This window comes from Skermanella rosea (assembly GCF_016806835.2).
Classification (GTDB): Bacteria; Pseudomonadota; Alphaproteobacteria; order Azospirillales; family Azospirillaceae; genus Skermanella; species Skermanella rosea.
Genome location: NZ_CP086111.1, coordinates 5,613,659 through 5,626,504, shown reverse-complemented (window position 1 = coordinate 5,626,504; position 12,846 = coordinate 5,613,659). Strand labels below are relative to the sequence as shown.

The window sequence follows — 12,846 nt, the reverse complement described above, 5'->3', positions numbered from 1 at the left end:
CCACCGATGGGACTGCTCCTCTCGCGCCGCCGGTTTCTGAACCTCGCCGCAGGTGTCGCCGCAATGGGGCTGATGCCGCTGCCGGCATCCATGGCATCCCCCCTGCTGCGCCGGTGGCGCGGTGCCGCACTTGGCGGGCCGGCATCGATCGCGGTCCACCATCCTAATCCTGAGGAGGCCGACCGCCTGATCGAGCGATGCGTCGCGGAGATCGGCCGTCTGGAAAGCATCTTCAGCCTCTACCGCCCGGACTCGGCACTTTGCAGGCTGAACCGTGAAGGACATCTGGACGGTCCGCCGTCGGATCTGGTGGTGCTGCTGAGCGACTGCGTCCGGTTCAGCCGGCTAACCGGCGGCGCTTTCGATGTCACCGTTCAACCGCTATGGCAACTCTACGCCGACCATTTCTCCAGGGCGGACGCCGCTGCCGAAGGTCCTGGCCGGAATGCCGTCGAACGCGTCCTTGATCTAGTCGGATATGACGGATTGCTGATTGAAGCGGACCGCGTGGTCTTCGCGAAAAAAGGCATGGCTATCACACTCAATGGCATCGCCCAAGGTTTCATTACCGATCGAATTGCTGAAATCCTTCGGTCGGGAGGATGCGACAGCGTACTGGCGGACCTCGGCGAGATCCGGGCCGTCGGTACTCATCCGAATGGACGGGCGTGGCAGGTCGGCCTGACCGACCCGCGGGAAACGGGCCGGATCGCACGCAAGCTGGACATAAAGGATCAGGCCGTGGCGACCTCCGCCGCGACTGGTTTCCAGTTCGATCCCAACGGTCGCTTCTATCATCTCCTCGACCCCGCGACCGGAACAAGCGCCGGGCGGTATGCCGGCGTTTCCGTGGTTGCGCACGATGCCACCACGGCCGACGCCTTATCGACGGCCCTGACCCTGATGCCCATGACTGAGGCCGACAGGGTGCTGAGTGCTGCCGGCGGCTCTATGGCTCTGTTCACCGGCCCCGACGGAACAACACAAACCCGCAAAGGAGACCTGTCATGAAATACCTGATCGTAGCCGCTCTTCTGACGGTGTGCGGAGCAACCGGCGCAGCCCTGGCCCAGCAGAACCAGGTAACGGCCGATTCGAACATGCCGCTCGACAAACAGTTTGCCGAAGAGGCGGCGCGTCAGGTCCTGGCCTCGCACCAGCTAGGCGTTCTTGCCTCGGGCAAGGGAACCAACCCCGCGATCAACCGCTTCGGCGCCCGCCTCAACGAGGTCAATGCGGATCTCCAGGACGCTCTCAACCAGATCGCCCAGCAGCAGCACCTCCAGCTGCCGACCCGGATGACCGAGGAGGCGCAGCGCGATATCGAGGGGATGAAAACCTGGACCGGAGAGCAGTTCGCGCAGCGGTTCGTCCCCGAGATCATTACCCGGCAGGAGCGCCTGGTTGCCCTGTTCCGCCATCAGGCCGAGAGCGGCCAAGTCGCGGAGATTAAATCGTTCGCGGGCAAGATGGCTCCCCGCCTCGAAGAAAACTTGGCGCTGGCGCGTGACCTGCCGTTGAACTAATCGCCTTTATGAGGTTTCACAGCCATTCATTGCTGCCGGTGTGAGCGACCAGTTATATGCGAGAAAGAGCCGGAACGGATAAATGCATCAGCTGTTCCCACTAGGGACGGATCACTGTTTTGACGACAGGCAAAGGGGACGTGATGAAGGGAACCATGTTCACCGCCGCCGTGATCACGATGGCATCAGGAATCGCCTGGGCCGCCGACGATGACCTCGTGAAACGTGCCAACGAGACGTTCAAGCCGGTCCCCTCCATGGTCCCGGCCGTGCAGGGCAATCCGGTGACGCGCGAGAAGACCGAACTGGGCCGGATGCTGTTCTTCGACCCCCGTCTTTCCGCCAGCGGCATTCTCAGCTGCAACTCCTGCCACAATCTGGCGATGGGCGGCGACGATAATCTCGAGACCTCCATCGGGCACGGCTGGCAGAAGGGGCCGCGAAACTCTCCGACTGTTCTGAACTCGGTGTTCAACGCCGCCCAGTTCTGGGACGGGAGGGCGGAGGATCTGCGCACCCAGGCCAAGGGACCGATCCAGGCCGGCGTCGAGATGGCGGCCACCCCGGAACTGGTCGTGGCGGTCCTGAAGAGCATGCCGGAGTACGAGCAGCGGTTCACGACGGCCTTCCCGGGCGAGGCGGAAGCCGTCACCTTCGACAATGTCGCCAGGGCGATCGAGGCCTTCGAGGCCACGCTGATCACGCCCGCGTCACGGTTCGACCAGTATCTCGAGGGCAATGCCAACGCGCTGAATGCCCAGGAGAAGGAAGGGCTGCGCCTGTTCATGGACACCGGCTGCTCCGCCTGCCACAACGGGGTCAATCTTGGCGGGCAGGATTACTTTCCCTTCGGCGTGGTCGAGCGTCCCGGCAGCGACATCCTGCCGGAAACCGACAAGGGGCGGTTCGCCGTGACCAAGACCGCCTCGGACGAGTACGTGTTCCGCGCCGTGCCGCTCCGCAACGTCGCCCTGACGGCTCCCTACTTCCACACAGGCAAAGTGTGGGACCTAGAACAGGCGGTCGCCATCATGGGCACCAGTCAGCTGGGCAAGGAATTGAGCAACGACGAGGTCGGTGCGATCACAGCCTTTCTCCACACCCTTACGGGCGAGCAGCCGCGTGTCGAGATGCCGATGCTTCCCGTCAGTACGACGAAAACCCCGCGACCCGAGCCGCTCGTGAGGAACTCTTTGGAAAAGGACGACGCTGTCGAGCGGGCTTCACCGGTACGCTGATGCCAGGAACAGCTATTAGACCGGACGTCTTGCAAACACCCCATTTCACCTGCTTTCTGGGTGTGGTAGGGAGCTGACATTTTAGATAAACCGGAAAATTCGAGTGCCTTGATCCTGATCAAGTGCTTCTGGAACCGAAACATTATTTTTACTCGGACAGGTGTATAGGTGTTTTCCCACATCACGCCGTGTGTTCGGAAATTTTAACCCAGGAAAGACAAGTCTCCATCCATGTATGGCTTTCAGAATCGTCTTGAAGAAGCAATTGCTCATCTCAGTTCGCGCGAAGACTCGCGCTCACCAGCCATGCGTGATCTCATCCTCCGGCTCACCGCAGTTCGCGACGGGACCTGCGATGATCCGGAAGCCTGTGAGCAGTGCCCAGTGTCATGCCGGACCAGATTCGCCTCTTTCCACCACGGTTCTCTAATGGGTTTGCGACGGCAAGGGACTAAATGTCAGGTCGAACCTGTCGCCCAAGTCACGGCGACGAGCTGAGCGCACGTTCTCAGTGCTGGCCGATGAGATCATCCGCAACCGCATCCTCCTCCTCAACAACAGCCACCCGGTGCCTATAGACGAGTTCAGCGCCAGCCCAGGCGGTTACGCCGAGCAGCGCCGCTGTCGCGGCCGACATCGCCAAGCCGCGAGGCATGACAGCTTCTTCCGGATCCTTCCAGCGGCTCGCCAGGTTACCCAGGGACAGGGCCAGCACTGTTGCGTTGCCGACGGCATGGAGAGGTCCGATCGCGTGTTTGCGCGCACGGGGGATTGAGACATAGTCCACGGCGCCAGCCGTCGCGGCAACGGCTCCCGATACGAGGCCCAGGCGCAGCAGCCACATCGATGATCGGGCCCAGAACGGATCCCTTGTTCTAGCGTACGCCACATCCGTTCCCAGAGCCGCCGTCAGGAAAGCAACCGGAAAGGGAATAAGCATTGGGTGGATTGGGTGCTTGCCGATGGCAGCGACACTGGTAGCTCCTCGGCGCTCGTCCGAGGGAGTGCTCGAGCCACTGTTGCGGATTCTCTCTGCTGTCTCCCGCATCGCTATGTTCTCCATGGTTCCGTTTCTCAGGCCGCAACAGGCACGGTTGTGCGGCATTCCGCGAGAGCATGAATAAGCTCGGGAAGTGCCCATTTTAGTGCGATCCAGGATAGCTTCGGGATAAGTAGTATCCTCAATCTCGCCAAACCAACTGGTCAGGGAGATCTCGGAGGCCGGGATGATCGATCAGCAGTCAGCTCGCTCATCATCCAGTCGTCGAGGATCAAGAGATCGATCTTCGCAAGTAGCCGCATCAGAGTGCCGGCTCGAGAGCCGAGGCACGCGGTCGCGATGTCGTCCTACAGGCGCGGCAGCCGGGTGTAAAACACGCTGAAGCTTCCGCGCGCCGTCTGATTACCAGGACGCAGGCGATCCAGGTGTTTCCGGTACCGGTCGCCCCGGTCCAGATCACGAGGCGGTGCTCGGTTAGCCAGCGGCAGGTGAACGGATCGCGGATCAGCCCTTTGTCCAGGCTGCGGGTCGCCTTCAGATCCAGGCTCTCGAAGCAGGTGACTTGTCGCCGACGGCCGGCATGGTCCTCACAATCATAAGCATGGGTCAGACCTTCCAGACGCTCCGATAATCTCACAATCCTTTCATTTCTCATCACCCAGCACAGTAAGGCTAGCGAGCTCCAATCCCTCTTTGAGGGATATCGTACTCGTCTGGCGCGCCGGCGGAACCGAGCCCCCAGAGGAGCAACCAGGTGATCATTGTAGCGATCAGGAACCAGCCGCATGCTTCGCCGAGGGAGGGGATCCAGCGGCCTTTCGACACGATACCGTCCCGGTAGCACCAGGTTGCCAGTACCGCGTAGGCGGCAACAACATGGACGGGGTCGGGGCGCATCGCGGTGGGTGGGAGCAGGAACAGCGCGACACCCACCGCGGAGCTCCGCCAGAGCAGCTTGTATGTGACCTGGACCCCGGGCACCGCACGCGCGGACATGTGGCCCATTCGGCCCCTCAATTGGCCGGCTGCTCCTCTGTGTGCTCGGCGCTCCAGGGATTCCCGGAACCAGTGCCAACCGACAGCAACTCCAGGCAAGCGCCACCAGGATAATGCCCATGGTGATCCAGAACAACCCCGAGGGCAGCCCCATGCCCGGCAGGGCAGCGAAAACCGGGACGCTGACCGCCGTCAATACCGGAATGTCTTTCATGCGCCCGCTGCTTTCTTCCTCACCGAGGAGGCCGTTGATGGATATCCAGGGCAACTCTGGCGCTTGGCGGTCACCCGGCCGCAAAATCAGGATTAAACCAGAAGACTCCGGTATGCCAGTTTGAAGCGTGTCAGTGCGGAATCGGATGCGATGACAATCGCCTCGATGCACCTTCGCGAAAGCAGGTTTCCGTGCGGAGTCAGGTTTCGTGCACGACAACCGAACACTGCTTCCCTGATCGATAGGTAGTCTCCGCGCGACCGCATACCATCCACTATCAACATTTCCAACGGGGCCATCGCCCCGATCCGGTTCAAATCAGGTTTTTCGGAACCATTCGGCTGATCCTGTGAACCAAAATTGTTCATTCTGGTTGAAACAGCTCATTCAGGACTTATCTGAAGAGGAAAGTCTTGCCATTTTTTCCAGGGAGGGATCGGTGCCGGACTCTGCTGCTCACCTCACTTCCATTGGTCCAACGCGTGCTCTTGCTTCAGATCTCGCAGCGCAGGGCTCAACGGGCAGCATCCTCCCCGGGGACTATGATAGCATCGCAGATGGCTGATCATTGGGGCTTGCAATCTACCCTGCTCCCCGCTTAGGACGCGCGGTCCTGTCATGGTTGAGGATTGCACTCGCCCGCAGCTCCGATGAGGGGCGGGCTCACGGGCAGCATCCGAAACACAGGGCAGGATTACCGCTACTATGGAGAAACGGATGGCGATTTCGGACCTCCTTTCCGCCGCGGACGTCTTCCTTGACGTGAGCGCGAACAACAAGCGGAGCCTGCTTGAGACCCTGTCGGCCGAGGCCGCAAGCCGGCTCGGATGCTCCAGCCAGGAGATCCTGGAGGCTCTGCGGGCGCGTGAGCAGATCGGCTCCACGGCTCTCGGCAGAGGAGTCGCACTTCCCCATGCGGAACTCAGCGGAACACAGCCGGTCGTCCTTTTCACCCGGCTCCGACGCCCGATCGACTTCGATGCCCGGGATGATGAGCCGGTCGATCTCGTGTTCCTGGTGCTCTGGCCGGTGGGAGCCGCTAAGGGCCTGTTGCCGGCGATGTCGGAGATCTGTCGGGCGCTGCGCGAGCCGCAGTCCCTGCGCCGCCTGCGGCTCGCCGAGACGCCCGAGGAGGTGGTCCAGCTCGTGCGTCAGCTGACGGTCCCAAGCATAGGCCAGGACGCCACGTCAGGGGAGACATGATCACTTTCCCACTTGTGAATTCCGCGCATCACAGCCGGGCCTGTGAACGTGTGATTACCCCGCCGCCTCATCGTAACGCTCTGCCGTAGGGGACAATGCCAGACGCCTTGCTGCTCATCGCCGCCGTCGGTCTCCCATTCATCGGGGCGGTCGTTGCCGGGCTGCTGCCCACCCACGCCCGCAACGCCGCGGCGTGGCTGGCGGCCGCGACTACCCTGATCGGGCTCGCCCTCGTGTGGGCCGCCTATCCGACGGTGGCGGCGGGCGGCGTCATCCGCCACACTTCAGAATGGATGCCTACCCTCGGGCTTGACTTCTCCCTGCGGATGGACGGCTTCGCCTGGCTGTTCGCGGGCCTGGTCTCAGGCGTCGGGGCCCTCGTGGTGCTCTACGCGCGCTACTACATGTCGGCGGAGGATCCGGTCCCCCGCTTCTTCGCATTCCTCCTCGCCTTCATGGGCTCCATGACCGGCGTGGTGCTCTCCGGCAACCTGATCCAGCTGGCCTTCTTCTGGGAACTGACCAGCCTCTTCTCCTTCCTGCTGATCGGCTACTGGCACCACACTGCGGCCGCCCGCGATGGTGCCCGGATGGCGCTGACCGTCACCGCCGCCGGCGGGCTGTGCCTGTTCGCCGGCGTCCTGATCCTGGGTCATATCGTCGGCGGCTACGACCTCGACCTCGTGCTGGCCTCGGGCGACCGGATCCGGGCACATCCACTCTACCTGCCGGCGCTGGTCCTCATCCTGCTCGGCGCCCTGACCAAGAGCGCGCAGTTCCCGTTCCATTTCTGGCTGCCCCACGCCATGGCGGCCCCGACCCCGGTGTCGGCCTACCTGCATTCGGCGACCCTGGTTAAGGCCGGCGTGTTCCTGATGGCGCGTTTATGGCCCGTGATGGCTGGGACCGAGGCCTGGTTCTGGATCGTCGGATCGGCCGGCCTCGCCACGCTGCTGCTTGGCGCCTACATCGCGATCTTCCAGCACGATCTTAAGGGGCTGCTGGCCTACTCAACCATCAGCCACCTGGGGCTGATCACGCTGCTGCTCGGTCTCAACAGCGAGCTGGCCATGGTGGCAGCCATCTTCCACATCATCAACCATGCGGCCTTCAAGGCGTCGCTGTTCATGGCGGTGGGCATCATCGACCATGAGACGGGCACCCGCGACATCCGACGCCTTTCCGGGCTGAACCGGTCGATGCCTTTTACCGCGCGGCTGGCGCTGGTCGCCGCCGCGGCCATGGCTGGCGTGCCGCTGCTCAACGGCTTCCTGTCGAAGGAAATGTTCTTCGCCGAGGCCCTGTCGGCCCAGGCCTCGTTTTCGCTTCTCCTCGACGTGCTACCGTTCGCCGCCACGGTGGCGAGCGCCTTCAGCGTCGCCTACTCCCTGCGCTTCATCCACGGCGCCTTTTTCGGCCCGGATCCGGTTGACCTGCCGCGCACGCCGCACGAGCCGCCGGCCTGGATGCGGTTCCCGGTGGAGATCCTCGTGCTGGCCTGCATCATCATCGGCGTCCTTCCGGCGGCTTCGGTGGGGCCTTACCTCGACATGGCGGCGCACTCCGCCCTGGGTGCGGCCACGCCCGAGTACAGCCTGGCGGTCTGGCACGGCTTCAATCGTCCGCTGATGATGAGCCTGACGGCGATGGCCGGCGGTTTCGTTCTCTACTTGGCACTCCAGCGGCATCTGCTGAGGGGGGTCGATGGTCCCCCCGTGATCCGCGGGCTGGAAGGCCGGCGCATGTTCGAAAGGGCCCTGGTCTTTCTCTCCTGGCGCCTGGCGCGGACGCTCGAGGGGCTGTTCGGCACCCGTCGCCTGCAGCCCCAGCTGCGGCTGGTGGTGTGTGTGGCAGTCCTGGCCGCGGCCCTGGCCGTCTACATACGTGTGCCCGGGCCGGGCAACCTGACGCCCTCGGACATCGATCCCGTGCTGGCGCTCGTCTGGGCGGTCGGTGCCGCCTGCGCCCTGGGCACCGCCTGGCAGGCCAAGTTCCACAGGCTCGCAGCCTTGATCCTGCTCGGCGGCACCGGGCTGGTCGTCTGCGTGACCTTCGTCTGGTTCTCGGCACCCGATCTTGCCCTGACGCAGCTGCTGGTCGAGGTCGTCACCACCGTTCTCCTGCTGCTCGGGTTGCGCTGGCTGCCGAAGCGTTTCGATGTGCCTGGTTCACGCGCCTCCGAGCCGATCACCATGACGCGCCGCCTGCGCGACCTCGGCATCGCCGTCGCCGCCGGCGCCGGCATGGCGGCCCTGTCCTTCGGCGTGATGACCAGGGTTCCTCCCGAACTCCTGGCGCAGCACTTCCTGGAGCGTGCCTACACTGAAGGAGGCGGCACCAACGTCGTCAACGTGATCCTCGTGGACTTCCGCGGCTTCGATACCTTGGGCGAGATCACCGTGCTGGGCGCGGTGGCGCTGACCGTCTATGCGCTGCTGCGGCGCTTCCGCCCCGCTCCCGACAGTGTGGACGTTCCGGAGCAGCAGCGCGACCAGAGCGCCTATGACAAGGCACGGCCGGACCGGCGGGAGGGCGACACCGTCGCCGATTGGCTGCTGATCCCCTCCGTCCTCACGCGGTTGCTGTTCCCGGTGATCGTCATGGTGGCACTGTTCCTGCTGCTGCGCGGCCACGACCTGCCGGGCGGCGGTTTCGCGGCGGGGCTGACGGCATCAATCGCGATGATCGTCCAGTACATGATCGGCGGCACCCAGTGGGTTGAGACCCGCCTGCGGATCAGTCCGCTGCGCTGGATCGGGGTCGGGCTGCTGCTCGCCACCGGAACAGGGCTGGCCGCCTGGCTGTTCGACCGACCCTTCCTGACCTCCTACTTCGCTTATGCGGAGCTGCCCATCATCGGGGAGGTTCCAACCGCGAGCGCCCTGATCTTCGACATCGGCGTGTTCGCGCTGGTGGTCGGCGCCACCGTGCTGATGCTCATAGCGCTCGCCCACCAGTCGGTCCGCGGCCACCGTGCCACACCGCGGACTGTCGGCACAGATCCAGCGCCGACGAAGGTCCCTGTACCGCAACCCCAACAAGTTCCGGCGGGAGAGGATTGATGGAGCTTATCCTGGCTCTCGGCATCGGCGTGCTCACCGGATCCGGCGTCTGGCTGCTGCTGCGGCCGCGCACTTTCCAGGTGATCATCGGCCTCTCACTGCTGTCCTACGCCGTCAACCTGTTCATCTTCTCGACCGGCGGGCTCCGCACGGGGGCCGCCCCGGTGCTTGATAAGGGCATGGCGGGAGACCTTGCCCTGCAGGCCGACCCGGTGCCCCAGGCACTGGTCCTCACCGCCATCGTGATCGGCTTCGCCACGACGGCGCTGTTCCTCGTCCTGCTTCTCGCCGCGCGCGGCCTGACCGGGACCGACCACGTTGACGGAAAGGAGCCGGAGCGTTGAACGGCTGGATGGACCACCTGACGATCGCGCCGATTGTCATCCCGCTCCTGGCGGGAACGCTGATGCTGCTGATCGGCGAACGGCGGCGCCCGCTCAAGGCGGCGGTCGGCATTTCATCGGCGCTCCTGCAGCTCGCCGCGGCGATCCTGCTGCTGCTCTTGGCGGACGGCGCGATCCCGGGTGCGGATACCGCCGCGGTGCGCGTGTACCGGCTCGGCGACTGGCCCTCGCTGTTCGGCATCGTGCTGGTACTGGACCGGCTCTCGGCACTGATGCTGGTGCTGACCGGCGTCCTCGGGCTCGCGGCCCTGGTGTTCTCGCTGGCTCACTGGCAGCGGGCGGGAGCCCATTTCCATCCGCTGTTCCAGTTCCAGCTGATGGGGCTCAACGGTGCCTTCCTGACCGGCGACCTGTTCAACCTGTTCGTCTTCTTCGAGGTCATGCTGGCCGCCTCGTACGGGCTGGCCCTGCACGGCTCCGGCACCGCCCGCGTCCGGGCCGGGCTGCATTACGTCGCAATCAACCTGCTGGCTTCCCTGCTGTTCCTGATAGGCGTGAGCATGATCTACGGCCTCGCGGGCACGCTCAACATGGCCGACCTGGCGGGCCGGATCGCCGGCCTGCGCGGCGAGGACCGGGCCTTGGTCGAGGCCGGGGCCGCGATCCTGGGCATCGCCTTCCTGGTCAAGGCGGGGATGTGGCCCATGGGCTTCTGGCTGCCGACCACCTACGCCGCGGCCGGCACCGCTTCCGCCGCGATCATCTCGATCCTGAGTAAGGTCGGCATCTACGCCGTGCTCCGGCTGTGGCTGTTGCTGTTCGGCGAGAGCGCGGGAGACTCGGCCGGGTTCGGCGGCACCTGGCTGTTCTTCGGCGGACTGCTGACCATTGCCTTCGGCTCCGTGGCGGTGCTGGCGACGCAGAATATGGCGCGGTTGGCGGGTGCAACCATACTGGTCTCCTCCGGTACACTGCTGGCCGCGATCGGCACCGGCCAGGTCGCGGTGACCGGCGGCGCGCTTTTCTACCTGGCCAGTTCGGTCCCCGCGATCGCCGCGTTCTTCCTGCTGATCGAACTGGTCGAGCGCGGCCGCGAAGTCGGCGCGGACGTCCTAGCCGTGACGCGGGAGGCATTCGGCGAGGCCGAGGAGGAGGATCTGGACGAGGAGGAGGAGGTCGGCGTCGCGATCCCGGCGACCATGGCGATCCTGGGCATGGGCTTCATCGGCTGCGCGCTCCTGCTGGCGGGGTTGCCGCCGCTTTCCGGGTTCCTCGCCAAGTTCGCCATGCTGGCGCCCCTGCTGGGATCCGGCGACGGTGTGCCCTCCACGGCTTGGGTGCTGCTCGCCGCCCTCATCCTGTCCGGTCTGGCGACGATCGTCGCGATGTCCCGCGCCGGCATCGACGCATTCTGGGCGTCGCCGGCGGACGAGGTGCCGCGGGTGCAGGTGACCGAGATCGCTCCGATCATGCTGCTGCTGGCCCTCTGCCTGGTGTTGACCATCCAGGCCGGGCCGGCCCTGCGCTACATGGAAGCGACCGCCCAGTCGCTGCACATGCCACGGGACTACGTCCGGAACGTGCTGCCGGCACTTCAGGCGACGGAACAGGCCGGGCGAGGTGCTCCATGAGACGGTGGCTTCCCTTCCCCGTATTGACCGTCGGCCTGCTCGCCCTGTGGCTGCTCCTCTCCGGGAGCATGGCACCGGGAACCATTATCCTGGGCGGCGCGCTGGCGATCGGCGCTGCCCAGGCGCTGACGGCACTCGATCCGCCGAAGACCAGGTTCCGAAGGCCTCGTGCTGCCCTCAGGCTCGCGCTGGTGGTGCTGGCTGAAGTCGTCCGCTCCAACAATGCCGTCGCCAGGATCATCCTCCGTCCGGGGGCGCGGCATCGGAGATCGGGGTTCGTACGGATCCCGCTCGACATGCGCGCCCCTTACGGACTCGCCGCGCTGGCCTGCATCATCACGGCCACGCCCGGCACGATCTGGGTGGAGTACGACTCCGCCGACAACACCATGCTTCTGCACGTCCTCGACCTGATCGACGAGGAGGAGTGGGTCCGGATCATCAAGAACCGCTATGAGACGCGGCTGATGGAGATATTCGAATGAGTGCGGCGCTGCTGACCTGGTCCATTTTCCTGGCTCAGATCCTGCTGGTCCTGGCGATGGGTTGTGCTGTGTACAGGTTGCTGCGGGGGCCGCGCGCCCAGGACCGGGTGCTCGGGCTCGATACCCTGTATGTCAATGCCATCATGCTGCTGCTGACGTTCGGCATGCGCACCGGGAGCACGCTGTACTTCGAAGCGGCGCTGATCATAGCATTGCTCGGCTTCGTCGCGACGGCGGCGCTGGCGAAGTTCCTCATGCGCGGAGAGGTGATCGAATGACCCATGCCGCGGACCTTCCGATCTGGGCGGCGCTGCCGACAGCACTGCTCCTTCTGCTCGGCGCCGGCCTGACGCTGACCGGCTCGCTCGGACTGCTGCGGCTCGGAAGCTTCTACGATCGGATCCACGCGCCGACGCTGGGCACGACGCTGGGGATCGGCTGCGTGCTGCTCGCTTCGATGCTGTTCTTCTCCGTGCTTCAGACGCGCTTGGTGCTGCACGAGCTGCTGATCGCGGTCCTCATGGTCGTCACCACGCCGGTCACGCTGATGCTGCTGGCACGCGCGGCACTGTACCGTGACCGCAGCGAAGGCTGCGACGAGGTTCCGCTACCGCCGCCACCTTTGCCGCCCGACTTTCCCGATGGCTCTCCCCAGCCGCCCGTAAACACGAGCGCCACAGTCATCGCGCGGGAGAGTGAGAGCGCGAAAAACGCTGCCCCCGTGCAGTCAGATAGTAGTCTTTGAGGTTCTGACGGTGAGGCTTAAGTGCAACGCCCTCGCTGCACTCGATGCAAGTCTCGCCTAAGGAGCATTTGGCTGATCCGGCCTGTGAGGTGATTGGAACCGCACCCCCACTCCCTGTTCATCGGGGCCGATGAGGATCACGCCAGCCTGTTCCAGGGTCATGCGGATCATGGCGGCACTGGCCCGCTGAAGTTCATGCTGGCCATTCTCGAACCCGCGCACCGTGCTGCGGCTGATGCCGGCACGTCCCGCCAGGTCTTCCTGGGTCCAGTCGAGGAGTGCGCGAGCGGCACGACACTGTTCAGGGCTCAACATGAACGGAATATGGAAGCCTAGGAAATAAGTTCAAGATCGCCCAAATTGGTTGATGTAAGCTGCTCGAGTGCCATATCAAAACAGGCT

14 protein-coding genes are annotated in these 12,846 nt (G+C 64.5%); 11 read left to right on the top strand and 3 right to left on the bottom strand.

The genetic code is table 11. From position 1 onward, the window contains the following. The first annotated feature begins 6 nt into the window (after window positions 1-6). The 3 genes from JL101_RS26285 to JL101_RS26275 all read left to right on the top strand — a co-directional run bounded on the left by JL101_RS26285 (window position 7) and on the right by JL101_RS26275 (window position 2,764). Entirely contained in the window at window positions 7-1,011 is a 1,005-nt protein-coding gene (locus tag JL101_RS26285; RefSeq protein ID WP_203102193.1) for an FAD:protein FMN transferase, read from the top strand. Continuing rightward, a complete protein-coding gene (locus JL101_RS26280; RefSeq protein WP_203102194.1) occupies window positions 1,008-1,526 on the top strand; it encodes a DUF4142 domain-containing protein in 519 nt (172 codons plus the stop codon). The genes JL101_RS26285 and JL101_RS26280 overlap by 4 nt, the downstream gene beginning before the upstream one ends. Before the next feature lie 143 nt (window positions 1,527-1,669). Next, window positions 1,670-2,764, top strand: coding sequence for a cytochrome-c peroxidase (locus tag JL101_RS26275; RefSeq protein WP_203102195.1), 1,095 nt, complete (start codon window positions 1,670-1,672; stop codon window positions 2,762-2,764). 508 nt (window positions 2,765-3,272) lie between these two features. Here the strand turns inward: JL101_RS26275 and JL101_RS26270 are convergent. Beyond that, window positions 3,273-3,827, bottom strand: a complete 555-nt coding sequence (locus tag JL101_RS26270; RefSeq protein ID WP_203102196.1) for a DUF2231 domain-containing protein — start codon at window positions 3,825-3,827, stop codon at window positions 3,273-3,275. Window positions 3,828-4,065: 238 nt separating this feature from the next. Then, window positions 4,066-4,419 carry an ATP-binding protein gene (locus JL101_RS36975; RefSeq protein ID WP_203102197.1) on the bottom strand — a complete coding sequence of 118 codons (354 nt, stop codon included), beginning with the start codon at window positions 4,417-4,419 and terminating at the stop codon, window positions 4,066-4,068. Window positions 4,420-4,879: 460 nt separating this feature from the next. Here JL101_RS36975 and JL101_RS26265 point away from each other — a divergent pair, with 460 nt between their 5' ends. The 8 genes from JL101_RS26265 to mnhG all read left to right on the top strand — a co-directional run bounded on the left by JL101_RS26265 (window position 4,880) and on the right by mnhG (window position 12,444). After that, window positions 4,880-5,098, top strand: coding sequence for a hypothetical protein (locus JL101_RS26265; RefSeq protein ID WP_203102198.1), 219 nt, complete (start codon window positions 4,880-4,882; stop codon window positions 5,096-5,098). Between the two features lie 593 nt (window positions 5,099-5,691). After that, complete coding sequence (locus JL101_RS26260) at window positions 5,692-6,177, top strand: PTS sugar transporter subunit IIA (protein ID WP_203102199.1); 486 nt, start codon at window positions 5,692-5,694, stop codon at window positions 6,175-6,177. A gap of 95 nt (window positions 6,178-6,272) precedes the next feature. Then, entirely contained in the window at window positions 6,273-9,239 is a 2,967-nt protein-coding gene (locus JL101_RS26255; RefSeq protein WP_203102201.1) for a monovalent cation/H+ antiporter subunit A, read from the top strand. Next, window positions 9,239-9,583, top strand: a complete 345-nt coding sequence (locus tag JL101_RS26250) for a Na+/H+ antiporter subunit C (RefSeq protein ID WP_203102202.1) — start codon at window positions 9,239-9,241, stop codon at window positions 9,581-9,583. The genes JL101_RS26255 and JL101_RS26250 overlap by 1 nt, the downstream gene beginning before the upstream one ends. Then, on the top strand, window positions 9,580-11,214 hold the full coding sequence (locus JL101_RS26245; RefSeq protein ID WP_228435172.1) for a monovalent cation/H+ antiporter subunit D: 1,635 nt from the start codon (window positions 9,580-9,582) through the stop codon (window positions 11,212-11,214). The genes JL101_RS26250 and JL101_RS26245 overlap by 4 nt, the downstream gene beginning before the upstream one ends. Beyond that, window positions 11,211-11,699, top strand: coding sequence for a Na+/H+ antiporter subunit E (locus JL101_RS26240; protein ID WP_203102203.1), 489 nt, complete (start codon window positions 11,211-11,213; stop codon window positions 11,697-11,699). Before JL101_RS26245 ends, JL101_RS26240 begins: the two co-directional genes overlap by 4 nt. Then, window positions 11,696-11,977 (top strand): K+/H+ antiporter subunit F, encoded by a 282-nt coding sequence (locus JL101_RS26235; protein WP_203102204.1) that lies wholly within the window; start codon window positions 11,696-11,698, stop codon window positions 11,975-11,977. Before JL101_RS26240 ends, JL101_RS26235 begins: the two co-directional genes overlap by 4 nt. Next, entirely contained in the window at window positions 11,974-12,444 is a 471-nt protein-coding gene (gene mnhG / locus JL101_RS26230; RefSeq protein WP_203102205.1) for a monovalent cation/H(+) antiporter subunit G, read from the top strand. The genes JL101_RS26235 and mnhG overlap by 4 nt, the downstream gene beginning before the upstream one ends. Window positions 12,445-12,501: 57 nt before the next feature. On the opposite strand, the gene JL101_RS26225 is transcribed toward mnhG, so the two are convergent. Next, complete coding sequence (locus tag JL101_RS26225) at window positions 12,502-12,759, bottom strand: helix-turn-helix domain-containing protein (RefSeq protein ID WP_203102206.1); 258 nt, start codon at window positions 12,757-12,759, stop codon at window positions 12,502-12,504. Window positions 12,760-12,846: the final 87 nt, after the last annotated feature.

Excerpts from the sequence above, each read along its gene's own strand:
- JL101_RS26275 (WP_203102195.1), top strand. The coding sequence starts at position 1,670 with ATGAAGGGAACCATGTTCACCGCCGCCGTGATCACGATGGCATCAGGA.
- JL101_RS26265 (WP_203102198.1), top strand. The coding sequence starts at position 4,880 with ATGGTGATCCAGAACAACCCCGAGGGCAGCCCCATGCCCGGCAGGGCA.
- JL101_RS26235 (WP_203102204.1), top strand. The coding sequence starts at position 11,696 with ATGAGTGCGGCGCTGCTGACCTGGTCCATTTTCCTGGCTCAGATCCTG.
- JL101_RS26240 (WP_203102203.1), top strand. The coding sequence starts at position 11,211 with ATGAGACGGTGGCTTCCCTTCCCCGTATTGACCGTCGGCCTGCTCGCC.
- mnhG (WP_203102205.1), top strand. The coding sequence starts at position 11,974 with ATGACCCATGCCGCGGACCTTCCGATCTGGGCGGCGCTGCCGACAGCA.
- JL101_RS26250 (WP_203102202.1), top strand. The coding sequence starts at position 9,239 with ATGGAGCTTATCCTGGCTCTCGGCATCGGCGTGCTCACCGGATCCGGC.
- JL101_RS26260 (WP_203102199.1), top strand. The coding sequence starts at position 5,692 with ATGGCGATTTCGGACCTCCTTTCCGCCGCGGACGTCTTCCTTGACGTG.
- JL101_RS26285 (WP_203102193.1), top strand. The coding sequence starts at position 7 with ATGGGACTGCTCCTCTCGCGCCGCCGGTTTCTGAACCTCGCCGCAGGT.
- JL101_RS26225 (WP_203102206.1), bottom strand. The coding sequence starts at position 12,759 with ATGTTGAGCCCTGAACAGTGTCGTGCCGCTCGCGCACTCCTCGACTGG.
- JL101_RS26280 (WP_203102194.1), top strand. The coding sequence starts at position 1,008 with ATGAAATACCTGATCGTAGCCGCTCTTCTGACGGTGTGCGGAGCAACC.
- JL101_RS36975 (WP_203102197.1), bottom strand. The coding sequence starts at position 4,419 with ATGAGAAATGAAAGGATTGTGAGATTATCGGAGCGTCTGGAAGGTCTG.
- JL101_RS26255 (WP_203102201.1), top strand. The coding sequence starts at position 6,273 with ATGCCAGACGCCTTGCTGCTCATCGCCGCCGTCGGTCTCCCATTCATC.
- JL101_RS26270 (WP_203102196.1), bottom strand. The coding sequence starts at position 3,827 with ATGGAGAACATAGCGATGCGGGAGACAGCAGAGAGAATCCGCAACAGT.